Below are 24,777 nucleotides of genomic sequence, written 5' to 3'. Positions count from 1 at the left end.
GATCTTCTCCCCGGGACCGTCTGCGGCCCGGATGGCCGCAGCCGAGCCCCCATGGATGGGTTTACGGCGTGTCCCGGGGAGAAGATACCGGTCAAGGCGCCCGGAGTTCTCAGACAAGGAACCCCGGAAAGTCGACAATTCTACCCTCCCTCTGCCACAGGGGAAAATTTGCGGGATCGCCCATGCACCCATCGGTACAACACAGGCAGAACAAGCAGTGTCAGCAGTGTGGACGAAATAATTCCCCCAATCACCACCGTCGCCAGTGGCCGCTGTACCTCCGCACCGGTTCCGGTATTGAGCGCCATCGGCACAAAACCCAGACTCGCCACCAGCGCCGTCATCAACACCGGCCGCAGCCGCAACATGGCGCCATCTACGATTGAGGTATACAACTCCCCACTCTCGCGCCAGCGCTCACGTATAAACGACAACATCACAAGACCATTCAACACCGCCACCCCCGAAAGCGCGATAAAGCCTACACCTGCAGAAATCGATAGCGGCATATCTCGCAGCCACAGCGCCAGCACACCACCGGTCAGCGCCAGAGGCACCCCGGTAAAGATAATCAATGCATCGCGCAGAGAGCTGAACGCCATCATCAACAACAGCAGAATCATCAACAGCGTCACCGGTACCACAATGGAAAGCCGGTCGCCGGCGGAACGCAGCTGTTCAAAGGTGCCACCGTAATCCAGCCAGTAGCCAGCGGGCAGTGACACTTCCGAGTCGATACGCTCACGCACCGCCTGCACAAATGATCCCAGATCGCGACCACGTACATTGGTGGTAACCACTATGCGTCGCTTACCGTTTTCCCTGCTCACCTGGGCCGGTGACTCCGTCCACGTCAGCTCGGCAACTTCTTCCAGTGGAACGAAGCCACCATTGGGAAGGGGAACCGGTAGCGAGGAAAAATCGTCGATATTCTGTCGAATGTCTTCCGGCAGCCGCGCCATCAATTCGAAACGGCGATCACCGAAATACATGAGTCCCGTGCTGGTGCCACCGATAGCAGCGGCCACGTAGCCCTGTAGAGATTCCGCGTCCAAACCGTATTGGGCGAGCGCCATACGTCGCGGCGTTATGGAAAGCACTGGCAGACCATCCACCTGCTCCAGGCGGGCGTCTGCCGCACCCTCGACCTGCTGCACCTGTGCAAGAATCTCTTCAGCGGAGCGTCGCAGCTGGACGAGATCGTCACCGTAGAGTTTCACCGCCAGATCTGCGCGCACCCCGGAAATCAGTTCGTTGAAACGCATCTGGATGGGCTGGGTGAATTCGTAATTGTTTCCTGGCACCGCCTCAATCGCGGCCTTCAAACGCTCGATCAACTCCTCTCGAGGAAGCTTCGGGTCGGGCCATTCCGATTGCGGTTTCAGGGTAATGAACGTATCCGCCACATTGGGCGGCATCGGATCTGTTGCGACTTCCGCGGTGCCTATACGGGAAAATACCCGTGCGACTTCAGGCACTGCGCCCAGTGACACATCCAGCTCTTTCTGCATTTTCACCGCCTGTTCCAAACCCGTGCCGGGAATGCGCAGGGCGTGGGTGGCGATATCACCTTCGTTCAGTTGTGGCACAAACTCCGAACCCAGAGTGGTGGCGAGCCAGCCACAAAACAACACAAATAGCAGCGCCACAGAAACTACCAGCCAGCGCAGCTGCAGGGCGGCAATCAATATCGGCCTGTACAGAGATTTCAGACTGCGCACCGCGACATTCTCCCGCTCGCGAATGTTCCCGCGCAGGAATATCGCCACTGCCGCCGGCACCAGGGTAAAACAGATCACCATAGCCGCGAGCAGCGCCATAACCACAGTGGCCGCCATGGGGTGGAACATCTTGCCCTCCACGCCGGTCAGTGAAAACAGCGGGATGTACACCAGAGTAATAATCAGCACCCCCAGTACACTGGGCCGGATAACCTCATTGGTGGCGTTATACACTATGTCCAGACGCTGCCTGAGTGGAAGCTCCGAGTCGCGGCCATGACTGGCCTGCGCCAGACGCCGGGTGGTGTTTTCCACGATGATTACTGCACCGTCCACTATCAACCCGAAATCCAGTGCACCCAAACTCATCAGGTTTGCGGAGATACCGGTACTCAACATTCCGGTGAGTGTGGCGAGCATCGCCAGGGGAATAACCGCGGCAGTGATCAGCGCCGCGCGGAAATTCCCCAGCATCAGAAACAGCACCGCAATCACCAGCAGCGCGCCTTCCAGCAAATTTTTCTGAACGGTATCGATGGCGCGATCTACCAGTCGCGTGCGGTCGTAGACGGCCTCAACTTTTACCCCTTGAGGCAAAGAATGCTGCACTTTATGCACGGCTTCACCCAGGTCAGCGGCAACCCTGCGGGAGTTTTCTCCCATCAGCATCATCGCCATACCGAGCACGGTTTCACGACCATTCTCTGTGGCAGCGCCGGTTCGCAATTCCCTGCCGATCGCAACGCTACCAATATCGGCAACGGTGACCGGGGCCAGGAAGCCATCGCGCTCGCTGCCTGCAGCGGGTTTCACGACGACGCTTTCAATATCGGGAATCGACGCCAACTGCCCAGGAGAACGCACCAGTAACTGATTTCCCCCAACTTCAACAAAGCCGGCACCACGGTTTTGATTACTGCGCTGTAGCGCGGTAATCACATCCTCCATAGTGACGCCAAATGTCAGCAACTTCCGCGGATCCGGTGTGACGTGATACTGCTTGCGAAATCCGCCGATGGCATTTACCTCTGTCACCCCTGGCACCAGTGCCAGCTGCGGTTTGATAATCCAGTCCTGAATTTCCCGAAGTGCGGTACTGTCGTAGGGCGTCCCGTCCGGCTGTCGTGCATCGTCCGCCGCACTGACGGTGTACAGAAAAATTTCCCCGAGGCCGGTGGCGATAGGGCCCATGGTGGGCTCCAGCCCTGCGGGCAGTTGGCTGCGAATGGAAGTAAGCCGGTTGTCGATCAGGTTGCGTGCGAAGTAAATATCAGTGCCTTCGCGAAATACCGCGGTGACCTGAGACAGACCGTAGCGCGACAGGCTGCGGGTATATTCAAGTTGAGGCAGACCCGCCAGCGCGGTTTCCACTGGAAAGGTCACCCGCTGCTCCGATTCCAGAGGTGAATAGCCCGGCGCCTCGGTCAGGATCTGCACCTGGACATTGGTGATATCCGGCACCGCGTCGATAGGCAGTCGTTGATAGCTCCACAACCCCAGGGCAACGATAATCAGGCTGCTGCAAAGCACCAGCAAGCGCCGCTCGATGGCAAAGCGCAATATGGATTCAATCATGCAGTATTTCCTCAGTGCGCGTGGCCGGCGGCAGATTTTTTCAGCTCGGCTTTGATCAGATAGCTGTTCTCCGCCACATAGCGTTCACCCGCCTTGATTCCGTCCAGTACTTCACTGAATTCGCTTCCCCGCAAACCCAGGTGCACCGGGCGCGGTTCAAAGTGGTTGGGTTTGGTTTCGAGAAAAGTCACTGTCTCACCGTCCAGGGTCTGCAGTGCGCGATTGTCGACGGCGACTGCCACGTTTTTTTCACCAACGGTGACGCGCCCCTGAACAAAAATCCCCGATGACCAGCTACCACAGCTGTTATCCAATGGTACCCGCGCGCGCTGAAAAGGCGCACCATTGGCAGCGGGCACCAGGTTTTGCACCTCTCCCTGAAACGTCTGTTCACCGGCAATAATTTCGACCGGCTGACCGCGCTGCACGTTGCCAAGCCGCTCGGGAAACACCTGCAAATCTGCCCACAGCTTGCTGTAGTCCGCCACGGTAAACAGCACCTGTTCGCTGACAAATTCCCCGGGTCCCGCGTGCTTCTCGATCACCACCCCGTCAAAGGGCGCGCGCAGTGTGTATTCCTGCAAGCTTTCATTGGAATTGATCGAAGCCAACAGCTGTCCCTTTTTCACCGGGTCGCCAATGCTGACAGCAATCTTGGAAACCAGCCCCGGATAGCGCGCGCGAATATGGCTGATCGCCGTGGGCTCCGGTTGCAGTTTTCCGTAGAGAGTGACGGTGGATTCGATTTCTCTGGCCGCGGCCACGGCAATTGCCACCCCGGCGCGGGCAAGCGCGGCATCGGATAGCTCTACCACGCCTTCGTCATGGTGGCTTTCTTCGTGATGACCGTCGCCTTCATGGTGATGGTCGTCGCTGGCCCAGCCTGGAACAGAGAGCGCGAGCAGAAACATGGCAATGTGTGCTGTTTTGAACATGGTGTTACCTGAAATCATTTTTCATTCACTGTCGCTGGTGCAATCGAGGGCACAGGATGATTGGCGAGAAGCGGTGCCGCGGTAAGCTGTTCCATTTCAGCCCCCGCCAGCAGCGCTTGCGTGGCACTGTCGATCAGTGCGCGGCGGGCATCGAGTAATTCTTCCCGCGCCGCAACCCAATCCTGATAGGTGTAGCGACCGGCGCGATACAGGGTCTCGGTTTCTCCCATAGCGCGGGTCAGTGTCGGAATAATTTCCTCGCGCAGGTGTTGCACAGATTGCACCGCCTGGGCGCGGCCGGCATAGGCGCGATACAGCTGGGTATGCAACTGCAAACGCACAGCGTCCTCTCGAGCAGCGGTGCCCTGCAGGGCGGCGCGGGCGCTGGCAATTTCGCCCCGGGCGCGACGGCCACTGAACAGTGGCACACTTAGCCCCGCCACCAGCGAGGTGCTGTCGGTCTCATTGCTCTGGCGCACCCCAAGCCCCCAGCTCACATCCGCGCGGCCGGCGCTGCTTGCCAGCCGCAACTGCGCCTGCTGCACGCGCGCCTCGGAAGCAAATCGCATCAGCATGGGGTTTCGATTGGCGCGGTCGAGATAGTTCTGGAAATCGTCGGCCTGCGGCATCCGGTACAACTGCCCTCCGGCTACAGAGAAGTCCTCATTGGTCTCCCCCCACATAGCCGCCAGTGCGATCCGCTCGGCCTGCAACTGTTTTTCAAGACGCTGCTGCTGCAGCTGTGCACGGGAAAGCGCTGCCGATGCGCGCAGTTTCTCTGCTGTGGGTGCGGCCCCGGCGCGAACCCGCGACGTCACCGAAGCCAGCGCGCCCTCGGCGAGCTGCACGCTGTCTCTTGCCAGCACCAGTTGCTCGGAAACCGAGAGCACCTGAACGTAGCGGCGAGTCACCTCACCGAGCAGATCCAGCGCCTGAATTTCACGCTCCAGATTCAGCAACCGCCGTTCACTGGCGATGACCTCTCCGCGCGCATTGCGCTTGCCGCCCAGTTCGATCACTGAAGACAGGCCGACAGTAAATTCGGTGTTGTCCGTACCATTGGTGCCGGCAAAATTTTCCAGCTCGGTATCCAGGTTGAGCGCAGGACGCAGACTCGCCGTTTGCGCACGGCCATCCAGAGATTGCTGGCGGTAGTCGAACACCGCGAGCGAGGGGTGGTGGTCCAGGGTCCTGGCGATGGCCTCGGACAGGGTGATCGACGGCCGCGCATCGTGGCTCTGAGCAGACACAGGCTGCACAGGAATAAACAAGAAGGGGATGCACGCAGCGAGCGCAAACAGTGCACGCGCAGCAAAAGACAGACACCAGCAGCGTGGTGTCGCAAAACAAGACATAAAACAATTCCCGAGTGAGGGTTGAAGTTCAGTGAGCGGAAACGCTTTGAATCCGCGGAATTTTCAGTTCACTCAGGCAATGGGAGGTCGATAGAGGGCGGAGATAATCTCGTGAGGGAAAGTGCTGTCTGCCGTAGCAAGCCAGCGCATACCGGGAATGCTCCACTGGGTATAGTTACCCGCGGGCAGGCACAGGCTGGTACCGGCATGGCAGTGACAGCAGTGATTGCATTCCTGATCCAGCCCGACCAGCTCCGCTGTGTCACAGGGGCTGCCGCAGTCTGAATCACTACAGTCCACCAGCGGCTGCGCCGCGACCGCATTTGCAACTGGCTCTGCCAAATCCCCATGGCCGTCATAGCACGCCGTCGCCTGCTGGATCACCAGCAGCGTCAGCAGCAGATAGCCAAACAGGGCATTAATGGAAAGTTTTGGCATGTCGCAAAAACCGTCAAAACGGAAGGACTGTTAATAGAGCCAGCAAAGCTAACAAATAACGCAGGGATACTCAAAGCACTGGCAGCCCTCCCGATCAGGTATTAGCATGACTTCACAGTTTCTGATTTTTTGAGCGCGATGACCTTACCCGCAGTCTGGCTTTTACATACCGACGATATTCCCGCGGGCAGCGCTGAAGCCCGCGCCCTTGAATCGCTACTGAGCATTGATGAACACGCGCGACGGGAGCGTTACAAGAGCGAGGAAGCCCGCTACCAGTTCCTGCTGAGTCGCGCACTGTTGCGGCGGGTACTGGGCAATATCAGTGGGCAGGCGCCGGAAAGCCTGCAATTTCAGGTGGCGGAGTCCGGTAAGCCCCGGCTCCTTGAAGTACCCGAATTGCACTTCAGTCTCAGCCACAGTGGCCAGTGGATTGCACTGACGGTCAGCTGCGAATCCGATATCGGTGTGGATATCGAGCAGCCCGTCAGGCCGCGCAATTTTCTGCGTATCGCCAATCACTATTTTCACCCGGACGAACAGTCGCTGCTGACATCCTCACCGCCCGAACTGTTACCCGTGCACTTTTACCGCCTGTGGACCATGAAAGAGGCGTTCTTCAAGGGCCGCGGTACCGGCATTTCTGAAGGGCTCTCGCGCATTAATCTGGCGGGGTTCCACCTGGGGCAGGGTATCCAGTTTGCCGACGACCTCCCGGGCGCTGCCGACCCCTGGCAATTTCACTACGCCATGCTGCCGCTGCCGGATGCAACCCACCTGCACCTGGCGGTCGCAGGCACCGATGGCGGAATTGGCGAGATCAGTCAGGAGCGTATCTTGCGGGGCCTTCCCGGCTGAGCCACAGGAAGCCGTCGACTTGCACCAGCAGGTATTCCCACCTAAGATTCCCGTCGGATAAATTTCACTCAACCGGCGCTTTCAACCAATACTATCAACCAGCACAATGACCAACGTCTTCCGCACATTCCTGCTGCTCGCACTGCTTGCCCTTGGTGGCGAAGCGCTGGCGCAGCCGTGCCATGAGGGCGAACAGGTCGAAACGCCGGTCGCCGAAGTCAGCCACAGTATTTCCTCCCCCAAGCATCACCAGCCCGCAGAAGCTGCTCTCTGCAGTAATCGCGCTTGCGAGGATGCCTCTGCCACGGGCGCGCCACACGACTGTGACCAGGCTTGCAGCTGCTGCCCGGGCCACTGTGCCAGCGCCTTGCCTACCACGGCGGCAGACACCGAATTCCTTATCCGCAATTTATCCTCTACTGCCTACCGGCCGCTGGGTTCTTCCCCGGCGCCGGAATCCGACATTCGCCCACCCATCCCTGCCTGACACAGGACAGGTGCGCCCACCGCTGGCGCATGCTGCCTCTCTGTTGATTTCCTGACAATCCGATCCCTCGCCGGAAATCCGGCAATCGATCGCATTCCAATTTGAGAGACCAGTACCGTGAAATTTTTTACTGCATTACTGCTGGGCGCTACCCTGCTCAGTGCCGGCTGCGACCGCGCGCATCAGACCCAGAACACCGCATCAACCCCGGCAACCAAAGCGGCTTCCACTCAACCGTCCATTGCACTGACCACGTACAAATCCGCCACCTGTGGCTGCTGCAAACTGTGGGTAGATCACGCCAACGAACAGGGCTTTGCGGTGGACGCAAAGGATGTGGATGACCTGAACGGTGTGAAGAACCGCTTCGATATCGCCCCGGAATTCCAGTCCTGCCACACCAGTGTTTCCGACAACGACTATGTTTTTGAGGGTCACGTACCGGCCAAATTTATCCGCCAGTTTCTGCAAAGCCCACCGGCCAACGCCCGAGGTCTGGCGGTTCCGGCCATGCCGCTTGGCAGTCCGGGTATGGAAGTGGGCGACCGCTTTACCCCCTATGACGTGGTGCTGCTGCACAAGGACGGTGGACACAGCGTTTACGCCCGCATCGAAAACGCCGAGCAACAGTTCTGAGTCGCGTAATGAAGCATCTTTTTGATCAGTCCGTCACCACGCTGCCGGTCTCCCGGCGGCGTTTTGTCACCGGCATGGCCGCCGGTGCGGCGCTCGCGGGACTGCCCGCGAGCCGGGAATCCGCGGCACAAACGGTCAACCCGCTACCCGACGTTTTACGTGGCAATCGCTTTGGTCTGCACGTGAACTATCTGCCGGTCAACTTCACCGGCCGCGAGCGCACCGCAGTGGCGGTCAATGGTGGTGTACCGGCGCCGGTGCTGCGCTGGAAGGAAGGGGACACCGTCACCATCAATGTCACCAACCACCTGGCTCACGACACCTCCATCCACTGGCACGGTCTGATCCTGCCGAGCAATATGGACGGCGTACCCGGGCTCAGTTTCAACGGTATTCGTCCCGGGGAAACCTTCACCTACGAGTTTCCGATCACCCAGTCCGGTACCTACTGGTACCACAGCCACTCGGATTTCCAGGAGCAACAGGGTCACTACGGCGCCATTGTGATTGACCCGGCCGAACCGGACCCGGTGACCTATGATCGCGACCACGTGATCCTGCTCACCGACTGGAGCGACGAGTCGCCCCACGACATCTACGCCAAGCTCAAGAAGGAAGGCCACTACTACAACCGCCGCCGTCGCACCGCCGGCGACCTGTGGGAGGAAGTCCGCCAGAAGGGCGTGGCCCAGACCTGGCGCGACCGCAAGATGTGGAACGAGATGCGCATGTCCGACCGCGACATCTCCGACGTCACCGGTTACACCTACACCTGCCTGATGAACGGGCAGACGCCGGACGCCAACTTTATGGCGCAGTTCAAACGGGGCGAAAAGGTGCGCCTGCGCTTTATCAATGGCTCCGCCATGTCGATTTTCGATATTCGTATTCCGGGGCTGAAAATGACCGTGGTGGCGAGCGATGGGCAGAACATCGAACCGGTGAGCGTGGACGAATTCCGCATCGGCGTGGCGGAAACCTATGACGTGGTGGTGGAACCCGCCGACGACCGCGCCTACACCCTGTTCGCCCAGACCATTGATCGCAGCGGTTATGCCCGCGGCACGCTGACACCGCACCCAGAATTGCGCGCCGAAGTACCGGCGATGGACTACGCTCCGGTGCTGACCCATCGCGATATGGGCATGGATCATTCTGCGCACGAGATGGGCAACATGCAGGGTATGGACCACAGCGGTCATGACATGACTGACATGAGTTCGATGGATCACTCTGGCCACAATATGAGCGCCATGGATCACAGCCAGCATATGGGCCAGCACGCCGGCCACCAGATGCCGGGAAAAACCAGCGGCCTCGGCCGTGCCGGCTTCGGCAGCAACGCGCTGGTGCGACACCACGCCAGCGAGTACGGCCCCGGTGTCGATATGCGCGCGGACATGCCGACGAATGGTCTGCATGACCCGGGTATCGGCCTGCGCGATCACCAGAGCCGCTACGGCCGCCGCGTGCTCACCTACGCGGATATCCGTAACCTCACCCCCACCATCGACCGGCGCGAGCCGCAGCGGGAAATCCAGCTACATCTGACCGGCAATATGGAGCGCTATATGTGGTCCATGGATGGGATCAAGTTTGCCAATGCCGAACCGCTGCTACTGAAATACGGCGAGCGCCTGCGGATCACCCTGGTGAACGACACCATGATGACCCACCCCATTCACCTGCACGGCATGTGGAGTGAACTGGAAACCGGTGACCCGGAATTTATTCCCCGCAAGCACACGATACTCGTGCAGCCCGGCTCCACCATCAGCTACCTGGTAACGGCGGACGCCTATGGTCGCTGGGCCTACCACTGCCATCTGCTGTATCACATGCCGGGGATGTTCCGCGAAGTGAGGGTGGTTTAACGATGAGGTCAATGAAAAACTTTTTGTTGGTGGCTGCGATCGCTCCCGCCTGCGCCCTCGCTGATCAAGACGAACATCAGCATCACCACATGCAACACGAACATCACGACCGTTCGCCGGCACCAGCCGTATCGAACCTGGAACATGCGCCGAACCAGCCGGATCACGTAATGGATCACGAGGTGCTACTAACCAAGGTCACCGTCGACCAGCTGGAAGCGCGCGAGCACGATGGCAGCGCACTGGAGGGCAGCCTGTGGTTTGGTGGCGACTTCAATAAACTGTGGCTGAAAACTGAGGTTGAACGGGAAGATGGAACAACAGAGAAAAGCGAGCTACAGGCGCTTTACAGCCGTGCCATCGCCCCCTACTGGGATTTGCAGCTGGGCGTGCGCCACGACTTTGAACTGGAAACCGACAGCCGCAACTGGGGCGTTATTACCCTGAACGGTCTGGCGCCCTACTTCTTCGAAGTGGATACGTCACTGTTTATCGGCGAAGACGGAGATACCGCGTTTCGAGTGGAAGCCGAGTACGAACTGTTGTTTACCCAGCAGTGGATCCTGAGCCCGGAAATCGAAGTGAATTTCTTCGGCCAGAATTCTCCCGAACAGCACACCGGCTCCGGCCTTTCTGATATTGAAGCCGGCCTGCGCCTGCGCTACGAGTTCACCCCGCAGTTCGCGCCCTATATCGGCGTGAACTACGAAAAGAAATTCGGCAATACCGCAGACTTTGTGCGGCAGGACGGAGAATCGGTCAGTGATACTTTATGGGTGATCGGGCTGCATGCCTGGTTTTAATATCTGATCTGTAGGAGCCTGCTGCCAGGCGGACACCCGCGGTGTCGGAATAGTTCGCCTACAAACAGGCTCCTACAGGAAAGTGATCCTTATTCGACGACTAGCTTACCGCGATACATCTGCATCTGGCAGTGAAATGGATACTCTCCCGCGTCCGCCGCGGGGATTTTTACTTGGGTAACTTTATCCACCGCCAACTGCACGCTCACCTCAAGGTCGGGAAACAACACCCACTCGGCACAGGGCGACGCGTCTTCCCGCCGGAAATGCAGTATCGTTTCTTTGCCCGCGGCCACGCGCACCCGCTCCGGTTCGTAAACACCGTCCTTGACCAGGATTTCCAGTTTTTCACTGGCTTCAGCGGCCTGCGATTTCTGCTGCTTGGGCGCCAACCAGAACCACCACAGGGTAAACGCGATGGCGGCCAGACCCAGTGAATTAATCAGCACGGATTCCATCAGGCGTCACCTCCGTTGGATTTTGCCGAGTCGTGAGACGGCTTGAACAACCGCAGCCGATTGGCATTACTCACCACAGTCACCGAGGAAAACGCCATGGCGGCACCGGCAATCACCGGGCTCAACAGTGTGCCGGTGATTGGATAAAACACACCGGCGGCGATGGGGATACCGAGGGTGTTGTAAATAAATGCGCCGAACAGGTTCTGTTTGATATTGCGCAGGGTCGCGCGGGATAACTCCACCGCATCGGCAACCCCGTGCAAGGACGAGCGCATCAGGGTGACATCCGCGGACTCGATCGCCACATCGGTACCGGCACCGATGGCAAAGCCCACATCGGCGCGCGCCAATGCTGGCGCATCGTTAATACCATCACCGGCCATGCCCACTTTGGCGCCGCCCTTTTGCAGGTCGGCCACGATCTTTTCCTTGTCCTCCGGCAGCAGGTCCGCGTGCACATGCTCGATACCCAGCTGTTTGGCGACCGCCTCTGCCGTAGCCTTGTTGTCACCGGTCAGCATTTCGATGCGAAGGCCGAGTTCCTGCAAACGTTTTACCGCAGCCTGTGCGTCTTCGCGAATGGGATCGGCTACGGCGATCACACCGGCCATGGCCCCATCCACTGCCGCATACATGGCGGTGCGCCCCTGTGCGGCAAGCGCTTCTGCTTTCTCCGGCCACTGTCCGGTTTCAATGCCTTCACGCTGCATCAGTTTGCGATTACCCAGCAGAATGGTTTTGCCATCGACCTCGCCGCGTACTCCGTGGGCAGTTATCGCTTCGAAATTTTTTACCTCACCCAACGGCAGGCTTTTTTCTTTTGCCGCTGCGACAATCGCTTCCGCCAGTGGATGTTCGGAGCGGCTTTCCAGGCTCGCCAGATGTTGCAGCAATTCGTCCTCGTCACCTTCGCTTTCGATATCCGTCAGCTTTGGTGCACCTTCGGTAAGGGTACCGGTTTTATCCACCACCAGGATATCGAGATCGGTAGCCTGCTGCAGTGCCTTGCCATTGCGCACCAGTACGCCATTCTCAGCGCCTTTACCAACCCCGACCATGACCGACATGGGCGTGGCAAGCCCCAAGGCGCACGGGCAGGCGATTATCAGCACCGAGGTCAACACCACCAGCATATGGACGACTTTTGGATCGGGGCCCCAGTTGTACCAGACCAGGGCGGCCACCACCGCGATGATCATGACGCTGGGTACAAAGACGGCAGAGATGGTGTCCGCCAGCCGCGCGATGGGCACCCGTGAACTCTGGGCGTTTTTGACCATCTGAACAATCTGCGACAGTCGGGTATCCGCGCCCACTTTCTCCGCGGTGAATACGAGACTGCCATTTTTGTTCAGGGTACCCGCACTGAGTCCATCGCCCGCCGCTTTCTTTACCGGCACCGGTTCGCCAGTGAGCATGGATTCATCGACGCGGCTTTCGCCTTCCAGCACGCTGCCATCCACGGGAATTTTTTCTCCCGGGCGTACCCGCAGTTTGTCGCCGGCCTGCACCTGCTCGATGGGGATATCCACTTCCTCCCCATCGCGGATTACCCGTGCGCTGGTGTCCTGCAGCTCCAATAGTTTTTCCACCGCCGCGCTGGTCTTGCCGCGGGCGCGCACCTCAAGTGCCTGGCCGAGATTAATCAGGCCGATAATCATGGCGCTGGCCTCGAAATAGACGTGGCGTGCAGATTCAGGCAGGACTTGTGGCAGCAAGACCACCAGCATGGAAAACAACCAGGCGGTGCCGGTGCCGAGTGCGACCAGTGTATCCATGGTGGCACTGTGATGGCGGAAGGCCCGCCAGGCGCCTGTATAGAAATGGCCGCCGCAGAAAATCAGTACCGCAAGAGTGACGAGGCCGACTGCTCCCCAAGCGAGTTGCTGAAAGCTGTTGTGCACGCCCATTTCGCCGGTCACCAGTCCCCAGATCATCAGGGGCACGCCAATACCCAGCGCGATGCCCGCCCGCCAGAGCAGCTGCCGGTAATGGCTTTGCTCTTCTTGCCGCTGCTGTTCACGCAGCTCCCGTGCATTTGCCTGCACGACTTCCGCGCCATAGCCGGCGGACTCCACCGCGCTGATACAGGCCTGCGCTTCAGCATCGCCATGAACCACCAGGGTTTTGTCCCCCAGGTTCACCCTCGCGTCATTAACCCCCTCCACCTGCGCCAGTGCAGACTCGATTTTTTTCACGCAGCCGGCGCAGCTGACACCCTGTAACTGAAAGGTCTTGGCGGGCGAAGCGGTTTTGTTGGTCATGAGTTCCTCGTGCCTGAATTCAATGAATAAGTGCGATCGCGCTTCTCAAAGCTTGTTAACAGTGATGGTAAAAGCTTACCGCAGGGGGAATGCAAGCATCAGGTAGTCAAACCTTTGATCCCACTCAGGGTAGCGGAAAGCAGACTAGTGAGATCATCGCGCAGGGTTATTGCTCAGCGCTATGGCCACAATAAATAAGCATTTGCTTTTCTTATCAAAGAGACGTGCTACCGTAATATAAAAAGCAATTACTTATTTTATATCGCCATGCCCATGCCTAACCCCAAAGCTACTCTCTTCGCCGTCATGCTGGTCACCCTAATCGGCACCGCCGGTATCGCATTGCCCTACCCGGTATTGGCGCCGCTATTTCTGGACGGACCGGCGAACGAACTGACGCGGTTTATGGGGCTGCCACCCCAACTGCTGCTCGGTATTTTGCTGGCACTGTTTCCACTGGGGTTACTGATCGGCAGCAGTGTGGTGGGTGCCTTATCGGATCAGTATGGTCGCCGGCGCACGCTGGTGTTTACCCTTGTACTGGCCGCTGCGGGATATGCGTTGTCGGCGCTGGCACTCAGCTGGGAGAACTACTTGCTGTTTGCCTTTGCGCGTTTTGTTACCGGCCTGTGTGAGGGCAATATTGCGATAGCGCGGGCCATGGCCGCAGACCTGCATCCCGCGATTGATCGGACCCGCGCGCTGTCGCTGGCAATGGCTTGTTCTTACGCCGGCTGGCTACTGGGGCCGCTGACAGGGGGATACCTGGCGGCCAGTGGCCCGGTCACCGTGTTCTGGACGGGTGCTCTGGCGGTCTTCGCCTGTGCCTTTATTTCGCGGCTACTGATACCGGCAGATGTGGCACAAAATGTAGAGGAAACAAGCCTGCTGCAACTGGTGCGCACAAAGAACTCCCTCGCACTCTGGCGCGAGCCCGCGATTCGTACCCTGGCACTGTTCAATCTTCTGTTCACCCTTGGGGTGAATGCCTTTTACCAGTTTTATCCTTTCTGGCTTGTGGAAAAATTTGGCTTTCAGCCCCATCAGATTGCGTGGAATACCGTCGTGGTCACCGGCATGATGATTGCCACCAGCGTCATTGCGATACCGGCGCTGAAACGCAGATTCGGTGGCGAGCCCCTCATATTCAGGGGTGCGCTCGCCCTCGGGCTACTGCTGATATTGTTACCTCTAACCAGCGCCCAGGGCACCGTTGCCCTGTTTGCCCTGATTGGCGTGGGTATCGCGACGGTAAACGGAGTCTTCCCCGCTACCATGTCGGAACGCTTCGAACACTACGGCCAGGGCCGCGTGATGGGATTGCTCACCGCCAACTTTTGCCTGACCAGCACCATGATTGCGCTGCTGGGGAGTAGTGTGGCGCTACTCGGCAGCCAGTGGACGCTGATGCTTGGCGGCCTGCTGTGTATTGCCGGCGCGATCTGGTTTGCATTTATTCAGCGCACAGCGGATGCATGGCCGCAAAAGGCGGACGCACAATGACCAGGGCAACATCAAAAAAGTCGACGTCGAGTTCCGCCGGCGATTCCCGCGAGCAGATCCTCTACCTGCTGAAAACCCGCGGGCCACAGTCAGCACCATTTATTGCAGAAAGCCTCGGGATATCCGCCGTGGGCGCGCGCCAGCATTTGCATCAACTGGCAGACGGTGGGCTCCTCAGCCGCTTTGATCGCGTGGAAAAGGTCGGTCGCCCCACCAGCTACTGGGAGCTGACCGAAAAGGCCCAGCAACGCTTTCCCGATCGCCACGGCGACCTCACGGTGCGGCTGATCGACAACGTGCGGGAAGTCTTTGGTGAGCAGGGACTGGACGCGCTGATTGGCCAGCGCGAGAAAGAGTCTCTGACAGAGTACCAATCGGCGCTGGCCAAGTGTCACAGCCTCGGCGCCAGGGTGAAAAAACTGGCGGAGCTGCGCGATCGGGAAGGCTACATGGCACAGGCCGTACGCGAGAAGCGCGGCGTATGGCTACTGCTGGAAAACCACTGCCCGATCTGCGCGGCCGCCCGGCAGTGCCAGGGCTTCTGCCGCTCGGAGCTGGAAATTTTCCGCCAGTGTCTGCCCGGCGCGCAGGTGGATCGATGCGAATACCTGCTAAACGGAGCAAGGCGCTGCGCCTACCGTATTTCGGCGCAGGGCGTCTAACCCGAGCCCGAGCTGCCGCCGACCGAATGTGCGTTACAGAGACTATTTCCGGACGTCTCAGGCGCGATGTGGGAACCCATGAGTCGGGGATTCCCCTCGGTCCAGGGGCCATTTACCCTCCCGGTGACATCCCCTCGGGTGGTATCATCGCGGCATGAAACACCCCCTGCTCCCGGAACGCCCCCTCGTGATCTCCCCCACTCTGGCCACCACCCTCGGCCTGGAGGAGGCAGTATTGCTGGGCGCACTGGGCGACCTGCTACCGTTTTTGCCCGTGGAGTCACACCCCGGTCGGGACTGGTACACCGTAGGGGGCGAGCAGCTTCAACAATTGCTGCCATTCTGGGAGCCTGTGGATATCCAGCGGGTCTCCACCAGTCTACGTAATCAGGGGGCCCTCTTACTTGGCGCGGCCCCCTACGGCAGCAGTGCCATGCTCAAATTCTCGCTACAAGCTGGGCAGGGCTCCAACAGGCCTGCAATAGCTCAGGCCCCCGCTCCCCGCGCGGCCAATACCATTTCGCCCAGCTGGCAGCCTGATAATGAAACCATGGCGCGCATCGCGCAGCTGGGCGTGCCGGAGCACTTCGTGCGGGAGCAGTTACCGGAGTTCGTGACCTACTGGCGAGACCGCGGTGAGAGCCGGCACTCTTTCGGCTCCCTGTTTCTGAAGCAGGTAAAAAACAAGTGGGAGTCCTTCCGGGCTACCCAGGGGCGCAAACAACCGCTGCCTGACCACTGGCGCCCGGGGGAGGAAACCCTGCGCAAGCTTTCAGACGAGGGGGTGCCCAGTACTTTCGTTCAGCGCTGCCTGCAGCGTTTTGTGGAATACCACCGCAACAGTGCCAAGCAATCCGTTTCCTGGGATCTTGAATTTAACGACTGGGTAACCGAGGACTGGGAAAAGCAGGACACCCCGTTTATCGAAAAGCGCAAGCCGGAGCCCATGACCCGGGACTGGCAGCCCAGCGAAAATACCTGGGAACAACTGCGCCGATTGGCCATCAACCCCAATTTTGCTGCAGAATTACTGCCCGAGTTCATTTACAAATGGCTGGAGCGTGGCGGCCACAGCGCCCGTTGGGGCGAGCAGTTTATCGAGTATGCGCGCACGGAGTGGGCTTACTACTGCCAGGGCATCGAAAAGAACCCGGTGGCTAAACCCATTTCCCGCAACTGGCAGCCCTCCAGCGACTGCCTCGGGCACCTGCTGAACCAGTGTGAAATTGATCGGGACTTTGCACTATCGCTGGTTCCGGAATTCATCCTTTACTGGCGCAGCCAGAATGCCGCCCGCAAAAGCTGGGACGCGGTATTTGTGCGCCATGCGCGGCACAAGTGGGCCGAACGCAACAAGTTCGCGATAGGACAACAACATGGCAAGCCACAAGAATCCGGGAACACAGGTAACCAGCGCACCAGAGACACGTCAGTCTGGGACATCGTCACAGACACAAACTGGTAATCCCGAGCTGGAAGCGCGCAAGCGGGCACTGAATGAAGTTTTCGGGCTGCTGAAATTGAGCTACCACAACCAGTTCAACTCCGCTTTTCAGGACGTACAGACGCTGAACCATGCCAAGCGCCTGTGGCTGGAGTCCCTGGCCGGATTCTCCCCCGAGGAAATGGTTGCCGGTGCCAAACGCGCCATCAAGCAATCCGAATATTTGCCTACTATCCACAAGATGTTGCAGTTCTGCGCCGAGGGCGATAACGGTCTTCCGGATCCGCGCGCCGCTTACCGCGAGGCCTGCAATGCCCCCAGCCCCAAGGCCAACCACAAGTGGAGTCATCCCGCCGTATACCACGCGGGCCGCGCCGCCGACTGGTTTTTCCTGGCGAACAACCCGGAAGCTTCCGCTTATCCCGTATTCGCCAGCCACTATAAAAAAATTTGCGAGCGCTTGATGGCGGGCGAAAGCTTGCCCGCGCCAAAACAGGTCCAGCTGGAACATCAAGCGGCGAAACCGCTGTCGAAAGCTGAAAATGCCAAGAAGTTGGCGGAATTGCGCGCGCACCTCAAAATATGATGTGATGGGTGGGCTGAGCTTCAGCGCACAGGCCAGTTTCCACGGATTTACGGAAGCCGGCCATCAAGACACGATTCTTCCGACTCCAGAGCAGGTATCGCCATGGTCAGGCCCCTCCTTCTGCTTGTGGTACCCCTTACACTGCTGGGCAGCAGCCTTGCCAGTGCCGATTTCTATTCCCATCGCTACGGTGGTCTCGCACTCCAGGCAACCGCCCTCAATGATATATGTAGTGACACGAGTAGCTTCGTTGACCGGCTCAACAGCGAGAGTCAGGTCGCAACGCTATCCAACTGCAGTGACGCGGGCGAGGGAGCCAAACTCTACGCGGGGTGGCGCTGGAGCCCTAATTTCGCGGTAGAAGCCGATCTACGACAGACGGCAACATCCACATCAAATTTCGTCGTCGGCAATCCGCAATTTCCGCGACTCGCCATCAAGGACCGTATAACCAACCGGATGGGCAATGCTTTTGTTGTCGGCCACCTGCCTGTGGGGCGCTCGGGATTCAGTGTCTTTGGCAAGCTGGGTGGCGGCTTCTGGTTTAATGAATTGCGTTCGCTGCAGCGAGGAGACGCGCTGGCAGTATTCCAGCTTGAGGACGGGTCTCTGCAACCGGTGGCCATTCCCGTGGAAGGCGTGTTTTCGGAAACGGGCAGTGGTTTTCATTGGGGGTATGGCGCAGGGGTGAGTTATCAACTGCGAGATCGTTGGACTATTCGCGCGGAGTGGGAGCTGTTCCCTGAAGTCGGCAGCGAGGAACTTCGGGGAGAATATCAGGTGGAATCCGCATCGCTGGGCTGGAGTGTTCATTTCTAGCGCACCTGCCATTTGAACTGTGCACAGCCCAACTCATTTGGCGCGATCCACAAGCCTCAGCCCCGGCAGATGCCTCTCGTCGGTGTGAGTGGAGAATTTGATTTCTTAAGAGTTTTCCGGGTTATGCACAACCCGGTTACTCACAGAAACACTGGACAGAGCTGGGGATAAGTTTGGGATATATGACCGGAATGGCGCGGCTATTACGCTACAGGCGGCGCTTAAAATTTCAACGGAGAACAGAGGCAGACTTCTTTGCGGTGATTCGATATCTGCACTTTCCAGTTTTAATTTCAGTGATGAGAATCAATGTCGCACTATTGACAAAATTCCATGACACACCTCTCAAATTGGCTTTATTTTTATTTTCGGATGTAGTTAGATGTAAAAGTGATCAAAATGAACACAATATTTCCGATAACGATTCCGGGGTAGCACAGCATGTCGCGCTTACTTACATTTATTCTCGGATGTACCTTGAGCCTGCCGTCTTTGGCCACCATTACCGAAACGGAAATTACGGAGAATAGTGCGCAATTCACCATCTCCGAAGGCAGCAATTCCGTTGAACTCACCCTCACTTTTGACTCAGTAAAAAACCTGGATGCAACGAGCGCAGGAGTGGACTCTTATATCTTCTCCGTGACGGACCCCAATGTCGTCGCCAGGTTACCCGAGGGCGTCGAGCCGATTGCAGATTTCCCAGTCATGATTGTTATTGAACCTCCCGCAAGTGAAGAACTTTCTTTTCGCGGAGCCGCCGATGTCATGGTCTATACCCACGATATTCACTTTGACAACAATTTCAGGGTATTCAAGTCGCACGAAGGTGAGACCTTTCAGGATTTAACCGCCGAGCACAGTGAAGGCTCGTACCGCGCCCGCCTCAGAACTGGCAACTTCTCCGAGTGGATGGTGGTCCGCGACAACAGAGACCCAAACGACGTAATAGCGCTCAAGTATCAAAGGTTAAGCAACGCGATCAGCTCCAGTAAGCTGAGCTGGTTGACCACTAACCGCCTGCTGGGCCAATTAAATCTTTCCCGGCTCTTTTGGGAACAGGGAAATATCCTACTTGCAATCGCCACATTGGACCTGGTGATTGGCCTGATAGATAGCCTCGCCGGCTCATTAATCAGTAATGTCTGGCATGCCACTTCCCCGCTGACCAACACCGCTGGTGATTTACTCGGCGCAAGTTCAACCCTGCGTTTCAGTCTCTCTCAAGGTTAATTCTGTGCCGGCTCAGTTCAGTATTTACTATCCTCGCCGTCCAGTGAAAGAAATTTGCCTAGAGGATAACAGGACTTACAGACTGGGCCGCAGCACAGACTGCAACTTACATATAGATAATCCCTCCGTATCCAGGAGTCACGCTGAGCTGAAACAGGTGAATAATGTCTGGACGCTTCGTGATCTGGGATCTAAAAATGGCACGAGAATTCACGGCGCAAATGTCAGTTTCGCCAATTTAACGGATGACTGTTGGCTATCAATCGGTGAGATTCAGACGCGTTTCCAACTCCTGGGGATACAGCAGCTGGATCACCTCGAAGGCCAAGCAGACAAGCGTTGGAAGCACTGTGAAGAAATAGGCAAGCAACTGTCCAACAGCGGTGACCTGGAGCAGATGCTCGCCCGAATACTGGAAGGCGTCATCCAGCTGGCTGGCACCGATCGCGCTTTTATCCTACTTAAAGGTACTACCGGTAATCTATCGGTTAGTGCAATGCATGGAGTAACACCCGAAGTTTTGCAACGCGCTGACTTTGCCGGGTCGCGCAGTGCGGTAGCCGAAGTGCTCAGCTCCGGCCGCCCGCTGGTAACCTCTGACAGTCTTGACCATCAGTTTCTTTCCAGCCAGCCCAGTATCCAGCTCAATGCCATTCGTGCCCTTGCCTGCTTGCCGCTGGTGATGGACGATAGACAACTTGGCGTCCTCTATACGGATAGCCTGTTAATGGGAAAAGGGATTACTGAGCTTGATTTAAGTATTCTCGAGGCCATGGCAGACAATGCATCCATGGCAATTGCGGCAACATTGCTTAAAGCGGATCTTGATCAACTGAACCGGAGCACTGCTGAAACGCATTTTCCCAGTCTTTCAGCCTGGAAATGAGGTTTTTCCACTAGTGGAAACAGATCCTGATACAACAAAAACAATAAGCAATCTTTTCCATCCCCTGCAAAGCGGTGAGCGCCTTGCAAATCGTTTTGTTATCCAGTGCTTGGTAGGCCGTGGAGGTTACGGCTCAGTGTACCTGGCAATGGATGAGCAACTTGGGATTGAAGTGGCTTTAAAACTTCTCGACCGGCAAGCAGGAGTAAGCTTGCGCAGAGAAGTTTTGCTTGCGCGAAAAATCAGCCACCCGAATGTGGTTCGCCTGCACGATATTTTCGAGTCCGAGCACGGTTACTTTTACACCATGGACTATATTCCCGGCGAAAGCCTGGCAACCAAGCTCGACCGGGAAAAGCGACTTAAACCGCAGGTCGTAGTCTCACTCGCACACTCCTTGCTGGACGCGCTGGATCAAGCGCACCAGAACAATGTCGTACACCTCGATCTGAAGCCAGAAAACATTTTGATCAACCCGGAAGGGCAGGCTTTTATTACCGACTTTGGCGTCGCTCGCGCTCTGGGTGAAAAAGCCGATGCCCCGTCTGGCACGCCAGATTATGCTTCTCCCGAACAAATTCAGGGAAAAGCCCTCGATGGCCGCAGTGACCTCTACAGCCTCGGGGTGATTCTGTACGAGTCAGCTACCGGATTTCTTCCGTTTGACGGTGAAGAAAGTAGTGCTCGGATGATCGCCCGGTTAAGCGTCCGTCCGCTGGCACCCTGTGAAAGGTGTAAAGAGGTGCCCAGACAACTCAGTCAATTTATCCTCCAGCTGCTCAGTAAACGTCCCAGCAGGCGCCCCACAAGCGCTCGTAACGCTCGCTTGCGTATTGCGCAGGCGCCCCGCAATTATCGCTGGGGCTGGGCACTTCCGCTCGTCGTGATTTTGGGGTTATCACTCTGGAAGTATCAACCTGCACCGTCCGATACAGGTAAACACACCTCGCCCACCTTGCTGGTGCTGCCCGCAGAATACTCACCACCGGTACCAGCCTGGCTTTCCCGCACAGCGGCGGAACAGTTACACAGTCAGCTTGCGTCTTCCCCGAATGTGAGGCTGGCAGAGCAGCAACCGGTTTTGAACTACATCAGCCAGGTCAGTTGGCCACTCCCTCTTTCAACCAGTCAGCAGGAAGAGTTACTACAGGCCTTTGGGGCCGTGTGGGTGGTGACATCTGAAATCAGACCTATAGGGGATGAGTGGAGCCTCACCGTCAGCTACGGTCCACCCGGGCAAAAAAAGGCGCACACCATACACCAGATGATAGAGCCAGAGAATGTGCTCTCTGCGCTCGATCTGGCAGGGAGTAGGCTACTTACGCAATTGGACCAGCGCGCGCCCCAGGCCATCGCCATTCCAGATAAGTTTCGCGCCGAGGTTGTACAGGTACGACGCCACCTCGACATGGGAGAATTTGAACTCGCCGCGAAACTCTCACAATGGCTAACGGTAACATGGCCCCACGCTTTGAGCTCGTACCTGCACTTCAGGGCAAACGATGGGCTCGGTGATATCCGCGAAGCAACAAAAGCCATAGATGAAGCCCACAGCTTACTCGACAACCCGAGCTCAACACTCGCCTTGCAAATCCAGTTTGAGCGACAGAGGCTCGCGGGTAACAGTAAAAAAGCACTTAGCTCTCTTGAAATTCTTAGCGAGCGGTTGCCTTTCAACAGTCGTTTAGCACACCTACACGCGGATCTACTGGCAGACCACAAGAGTTTGGAAGCGAGCATTGACTATTTACGAAGCTGGCTCGCCAACAGTCCCACAGATGCGCGAGGCTGGTACATACTCGGGCGCCAGCTGATTCAAAGTGGCGCGGCACTAAAGGCAATCGAAGAGCCGCTGTCCCGCGCACTTGTGCTTTCTCGCAGTCAGCGGCAATTGAAACTTGAGGCGGACACCCTCGCGGCGATTGGTGTTGCCCAGGAACGGCTAGGTGAACTGGGGCACGCCGATAAATATTATCAGGAGGCTCTGGAAAAGAGGCGGTCACTTGGGGATAAGATTGGTCAGGCAGGGCTGCTGGCAAATATTTCCTACCTAAATGCCATCGCAGGCTCACCGGATAAAGCACAACAGCACCTCGACGACGCACTTTCTTTACTCGCCTTAGAGAATGCACCACGACTTCAAGCCAGTATTCACAACGATAAAGGTGTATTGCTCGAAGAGTCCGGCAACTACAGCGCAGCCAAGCAAGAATATATGAAGGCGCTAGGGCTGCGCCGCGAACTGGACGATCTCGGCCTGATCGCGGAAAGTCAGGCAAATGTAGGTTATATCGCGATGTTGGCGGGTGACAACGAAAGTGCGAGGGTCTACTTTCAGCAATCTCTTCTGGGGCACCAGAATATTGGCGATCGCAGAGGCATGCTCTATGTCAGCCAATATCTTGCCAGTCTGGATACTCGGGAAGGGCGCTGGCCTCAGGCTACCAGAGCATGGCTTCAGAGCCGACGAGAAGCGGAAGAAATTGGAGACCAGCAGGCGAAACTTGCAACATCAATTCACCTCGCACAACTAAGTCTATGGCGAGGCCAGCCGGCCAAGGCCGAAGCGGAGCTTGTAAGAGCGAGTTCGGTGGCGTCGGAACTCCAAGATTCCCGAGCCGAACACGAAATCACCTTGCTACGCGCAGAGCTGACTCTGCGCTATGGCGGCAAACTCAAATTTGATCTTTTAACGGATAGTGCAACTCCTGACCAACTCGCCCGCCAACAACTTATTAAAGCGGAGTGGCTCCTTGAAAACGGGCGCGCGGCAGAAAGTGAACCGGTCATCAGGGAGCTGCTCGGTCAACCATTACCTGCTTGGGAATCTAGTTGGCGACAGTATCTCGTAAATAGCTTGCAGCTCGAGCGGGATGCCATAGATCCTGCAAACCAGATCTGGCGCTGGGCTCGGGGGCTGGAACCTGAAACGATTCCGGCTGAATCCTGGTTCGCTATCCGGCAGAGTGCGCGAGAGTGTAATTCCGGGTCGTGCTCGGAGCTTCCTCACTGGTTTCTCCGTACAATCAAACAGGACCAGCTCAAAGAGTTTTTAAAACTGCCGTGGGTTCCAGAAGCGTGGAGATCACTCGATGGATAAGCTTGAAGTAATGGATCGCCTGCAACGCCTGTCCATCGAGCAGGACAAATTAACACGCAAGCTGATTGATGGGGAGCAGCGCTTTCGCGCTTTGGCCCGCAGTGTCTGGTCTGTGCAGGAAGAGGAGCGCAAAAGGCTCGCACGCGAGCTTCACGACGGTATCGGGCAGACACTGACGGCCTTAAAACTTCGGCTCGCGACCATGGAAGCCTCTGCCGAAAAAACCGAAGTCCTGGAAATTACCGAAATTGCATTGAGTGAAGCCCGCCAGCTTGCGCGATTGTTACGTCCAGCAGTGCTGGATGACCTTGGCTTGTCCCACGCACTCGAATGGCTCTGCCAGCTTATTGAGGATCAGACTGAAATCCAGGTAGCACTGCGTATTTCCGGGTTGGAAAACCGGCTTCCACCAGACATAGAAACCCTGCTTTTCCGACTTGCGCAGGAAGCGTTGACGAACGCGCAGAAGCACAGTAAAGCGAGCATTATCGATATTCGGCTCACCTGCACGGATCAGCGTGTCACTCTGTGTATCGCAGACAACGGTGTCGGTTTTGACGTGGATAAGGCTTGTGCAGCAGAGCGAGACGGCTTCGGACTCCGCAGCATGCGTGATCGGGTGGAGCTGTTCAGCGGAGACTTTTCGATAAAAAGTTCCCGCAACAGCGGGACGGATATTTTTGTGAGCCTTGGGCGGTAGCCCTCGCCACTTCTTTCAAGAATTTCGGCTGGCTGTAATGGTTGGTTTGCCGGGAGTAAATAAACGCAGGAAGCTCCCCGTAGGCTTGGGTACAAAAAAGAGCCCAATGAAAAAAGCCCTGACAATGGCCTACACTGGGTGTCGAGCTACGCTCGCCATCGCTGTGCGTGATACGGCATCCCGGCGCCTTTCGGCGCCCGTGCCTCCGCTCCTTCGGAGCGGCCGGGGTCGCGCACGACCTTTCACATGGCAGCGCTTTGCGCTGCGAGGTAGTGGCAGTGATTCATCGTATCCTAAATACAAAAAAGGCCACCCCATCCGGGGTGGCCTTTTTTGTATTTAGAAGCCTGACGATGACCTACTCTCACATGGGGAATCCCCACACTACCATCGGCGATGTTGCGTTTCACTTCTGAGTTCGGCAAGGGATCAGGTGG

At 57.4% G+C, this 24,777-nt stretch carries 20 protein-coding genes and 1 rRNA gene; 14 read left to right on the top strand and 7 right to left on the bottom strand.

Annotated elements, in window-relative coordinates; genetic code table 11:
* Positions 1–140: 140 nt before the first annotated feature.
* From ACXAG1_RS12230 to ACXAG1_RS12215, 4 genes are all read right to left on the bottom strand, one after another.
* On the bottom strand, positions 141–3,296 hold the full coding sequence (locus ACXAG1_RS12230) for an efflux RND transporter permease subunit (RefSeq protein WP_475119836.1): 3,156 nt from the start codon (positions 3,294–3,296) through the stop codon (positions 141–143).
* Between the two features lie 11 nt (positions 3,297–3,307).
* The gene (locus tag ACXAG1_RS12225) at positions 3,308–4,231 is read right to left on the bottom strand and encodes an efflux RND transporter periplasmic adaptor subunit (RefSeq protein WP_475119835.1); all 924 of its coding nucleotides are present in this window, start codon (positions 4,229–4,231) and stop codon (positions 3,308–3,310) included.
* 14 nt (positions 4,232–4,245) lie between these two features.
* Positions 4,246–5,481 carry a TolC family protein gene (locus ACXAG1_RS12220; protein ID WP_475119834.1) on the bottom strand — a complete coding sequence of 412 codons (1,236 nt, stop codon included), beginning with the start codon at positions 5,479–5,481 and terminating at the stop codon, positions 4,246–4,248.
* Between the two features lie 177 nt (positions 5,482–5,658).
* On the bottom strand, positions 5,659–6,024 hold the full coding sequence (locus ACXAG1_RS12215; protein WP_475119833.1) for a hypothetical protein: 366 nt from the start codon (positions 6,022–6,024) through the stop codon (positions 5,659–5,661).
* 138 nt (positions 6,025–6,162) lie between these two features.
* On the opposite strand from ACXAG1_RS12215, the gene ACXAG1_RS12210 reads away from it, so the two are divergent.
* The 5 genes from ACXAG1_RS12210 to ACXAG1_RS12190 all read left to right on the top strand — a co-directional run bounded on the left by ACXAG1_RS12210 (position 6,163) and on the right by ACXAG1_RS12190 (position 10,682).
* Positions 6,163–6,882, top strand: coding sequence for a 4'-phosphopantetheinyl transferase family protein (locus ACXAG1_RS12210; protein ID WP_475119832.1), 720 nt, complete (start codon positions 6,163–6,165; stop codon positions 6,880–6,882).
* A gap of 106 nt (positions 6,883–6,988) precedes the next feature.
* Positions 6,989–7,369 carry a hypothetical protein gene (locus ACXAG1_RS12205; RefSeq protein WP_475090862.1) on the top strand — a complete coding sequence of 127 codons (381 nt, stop codon included), beginning with the start codon at positions 6,989–6,991 and terminating at the stop codon, positions 7,367–7,369.
* A gap of 117 nt (positions 7,370–7,486) precedes the next feature.
* Positions 7,487–8,005 carry a DUF411 domain-containing protein gene (locus ACXAG1_RS12200; RefSeq protein WP_475119831.1) on the top strand — a complete coding sequence of 173 codons (519 nt, stop codon included), beginning with the start codon at positions 7,487–7,489 and terminating at the stop codon, positions 8,003–8,005.
* A gap of 8 nt (positions 8,006–8,013) precedes the next feature.
* On the top strand, positions 8,014–9,879 hold the full coding sequence (locus ACXAG1_RS12195) for a copper resistance system multicopper oxidase (protein ID WP_475119830.1): 1,866 nt from the start codon (positions 8,014–8,016) through the stop codon (positions 9,877–9,879).
* Positions 9,880–9,968: 89 nt separating this feature from the next.
* Positions 9,969–10,682: a copper resistance protein B gene (locus ACXAG1_RS12190; RefSeq protein WP_475119829.1), complete on the top strand. Its 714-nt coding sequence runs from the start codon at positions 9,969–9,971 to the stop codon at positions 10,680–10,682.
* Between the two features lie 89 nt (positions 10,683–10,771).
* On the opposite strand, the gene ACXAG1_RS12185 is transcribed toward ACXAG1_RS12190, so the two are convergent.
* Positions 10,772–11,140 (bottom strand): cupredoxin domain-containing protein, encoded by a 369-nt coding sequence (locus ACXAG1_RS12185; protein ID WP_475119828.1) that lies wholly within the window; start codon positions 11,138–11,140, stop codon positions 10,772–10,774.
* Entirely contained in the window at positions 11,140–13,407 is a 2,268-nt protein-coding gene (locus ACXAG1_RS12180) for a heavy metal translocating P-type ATPase (protein ID WP_475119827.1), read from the bottom strand. Before ACXAG1_RS12180 ends, ACXAG1_RS12185 begins: the two co-directional genes overlap by 1 nt.
* Before the next feature lie 273 nt (positions 13,408–13,680).
* On the opposite strand from ACXAG1_RS12180, the gene ACXAG1_RS12175 reads away from it, so the two are divergent.
* The 9 genes from ACXAG1_RS12175 (at position 13,681) to ACXAG1_RS12135 (ending at position 24,340) form a co-directional block, all read left to right on the top strand.
* Positions 13,681–14,910 (top strand): MFS transporter, encoded by a 1,230-nt coding sequence (locus tag ACXAG1_RS12175; protein WP_475119826.1) that lies wholly within the window; start codon positions 13,681–13,683, stop codon positions 14,908–14,910.
* Positions 14,907–15,572: a helix-turn-helix transcriptional regulator gene (locus ACXAG1_RS12170; protein WP_475119825.1), complete on the top strand. Its 666-nt coding sequence runs from the start codon at positions 14,907–14,909 to the stop codon at positions 15,570–15,572. The genes ACXAG1_RS12175 and ACXAG1_RS12170 overlap by 4 nt, the downstream gene beginning before the upstream one ends.
* A 154-nt stretch (positions 15,573–15,726) precedes the next feature.
* Positions 15,727–17,037, top strand: a complete 1,311-nt coding sequence (locus ACXAG1_RS12165) for a DnaT-like ssDNA-binding domain-containing protein (RefSeq protein WP_475119824.1) — start codon at positions 15,727–15,729, stop codon at positions 17,035–17,037.
* A complete protein-coding gene (locus tag ACXAG1_RS12160; protein WP_475090876.1) occupies positions 16,949–17,602 on the top strand; it encodes a replication protein P in 654 nt (217 codons plus the stop codon). Before ACXAG1_RS12165 ends, ACXAG1_RS12160 begins: the two co-directional genes overlap by 89 nt.
* A gap of 102 nt (positions 17,603–17,704) precedes the next feature.
* A complete protein-coding gene (locus ACXAG1_RS12155; protein WP_475090878.1) occupies positions 17,705–18,421 on the top strand; it encodes an outer membrane beta-barrel protein in 717 nt (238 codons plus the stop codon).
* 441 nt (positions 18,422–18,862) lie between these two features.
* Positions 18,863–19,654, top strand: a complete 792-nt coding sequence (locus ACXAG1_RS12150) for a DUF6689 family protein (protein WP_475119823.1) — start codon at positions 18,863–18,865, stop codon at positions 19,652–19,654.
* Entirely contained in the window at positions 19,602–20,540 is a 939-nt protein-coding gene (locus tag ACXAG1_RS12145) for an FHA domain-containing protein (RefSeq protein WP_475119822.1), read from the top strand. The genes ACXAG1_RS12150 and ACXAG1_RS12145 overlap by 53 nt, the downstream gene beginning before the upstream one ends.
* A 13-nt stretch (positions 20,541–20,553) precedes the next feature.
* Positions 20,554–23,640 carry a protein kinase domain-containing protein gene (locus ACXAG1_RS12140; protein ID WP_475090880.1) on the top strand — a complete coding sequence of 1,029 codons (3,087 nt, stop codon included), beginning with the start codon at positions 20,554–20,556 and terminating at the stop codon, positions 23,638–23,640.
* Entirely contained in the window at positions 23,633–24,340 is a 708-nt protein-coding gene (locus tag ACXAG1_RS12135; protein WP_475090881.1) for a sensor histidine kinase, read from the top strand. Before ACXAG1_RS12140 ends, ACXAG1_RS12135 begins: the two co-directional genes overlap by 8 nt.
* Before the next feature lie 345 nt (positions 24,341–24,685).
* Here ACXAG1_RS12135 and rrf read toward each other — a convergent pair.
* Positions 24,686–24,777: ribosomal RNA gene (gene rrf, locus ACXAG1_RS12130) — 5S ribosomal RNA — on the bottom strand; the annotation flags it as partial.

Source organism: Microbulbifer sp. ABE4_465 (genome assembly GCF_056160765.1).
This window is presented reverse-complemented; position numbering and strand designations above follow the sequence as displayed.

What these genes read in the sequence shown, in the direction of transcription:
- ACXAG1_RS12230 (WP_475119836.1), bottom strand. Translation starts at nt 3,296, where the DNA reads ATGATTGAATCCATATTGCGCTTTGCCATCGAGCGGCGCTTGCTGGTG.
- ACXAG1_RS12225 (WP_475119835.1), bottom strand. Translation starts at nt 4,231, where the DNA reads ATGTTCAAAACAGCACACATTGCCATGTTTCTGCTCGCGCTCTCTGTT.
- ACXAG1_RS12215 (WP_475119833.1), bottom strand. Translation starts at nt 6,024, where the DNA reads ATGCCAAAACTTTCCATTAATGCCCTGTTTGGCTATCTGCTGCTGACG.
- ACXAG1_RS12210 (WP_475119832.1), top strand. Translation starts at nt 6,163, where the DNA reads ATGACCTTACCCGCAGTCTGGCTTTTACATACCGACGATATTCCCGCG.
- ACXAG1_RS12205 (WP_475090862.1), top strand. Translation starts at nt 6,989, where the DNA reads ATGACCAACGTCTTCCGCACATTCCTGCTGCTCGCACTGCTTGCCCTT.
- ACXAG1_RS12195 (WP_475119830.1), top strand. Translation starts at nt 8,014, where the DNA reads ATGAAGCATCTTTTTGATCAGTCCGTCACCACGCTGCCGGTCTCCCGG.
- ACXAG1_RS12190 (WP_475119829.1), top strand. Translation starts at nt 9,969, where the DNA reads ATGCAACACGAACATCACGACCGTTCGCCGGCACCAGCCGTATCGAAC.
- ACXAG1_RS12185 (WP_475119828.1), bottom strand. Translation starts at nt 11,140, where the DNA reads ATGGAATCCGTGCTGATTAATTCACTGGGTCTGGCCGCCATCGCGTTT.
- ACXAG1_RS12180 (WP_475119827.1), bottom strand. Translation starts at nt 13,407, where the DNA reads ATGACCAACAAAACCGCTTCGCCCGCCAAGACCTTTCAGTTACAGGGT.
- ACXAG1_RS12175 (WP_475119826.1), top strand. Translation starts at nt 13,681, where the DNA reads ATGCCTAACCCCAAAGCTACTCTCTTCGCCGTCATGCTGGTCACCCTA.
- ACXAG1_RS12170 (WP_475119825.1), top strand. Translation starts at nt 14,907, where the DNA reads ATGACCAGGGCAACATCAAAAAAGTCGACGTCGAGTTCCGCCGGCGAT.
- ACXAG1_RS12165 (WP_475119824.1), top strand. Translation starts at nt 15,727, where the DNA reads ATGAAACACCCCCTGCTCCCGGAACGCCCCCTCGTGATCTCCCCCACT.
- ACXAG1_RS12160 (WP_475090876.1), top strand. Translation starts at nt 16,949, where the DNA reads ATGGCAAGCCACAAGAATCCGGGAACACAGGTAACCAGCGCACCAGAG.
- ACXAG1_RS12155 (WP_475090878.1), top strand. Translation starts at nt 17,705, where the DNA reads ATGGTCAGGCCCCTCCTTCTGCTTGTGGTACCCCTTACACTGCTGGGC.
- ACXAG1_RS12150 (WP_475119823.1), top strand. Translation starts at nt 18,863, where the DNA reads ATGTCGCGCTTACTTACATTTATTCTCGGATGTACCTTGAGCCTGCCG.
- ACXAG1_RS12135 (WP_475090881.1), top strand. Translation starts at nt 23,633, where the DNA reads ATGGATAAGCTTGAAGTAATGGATCGCCTGCAACGCCTGTCCATCGAG.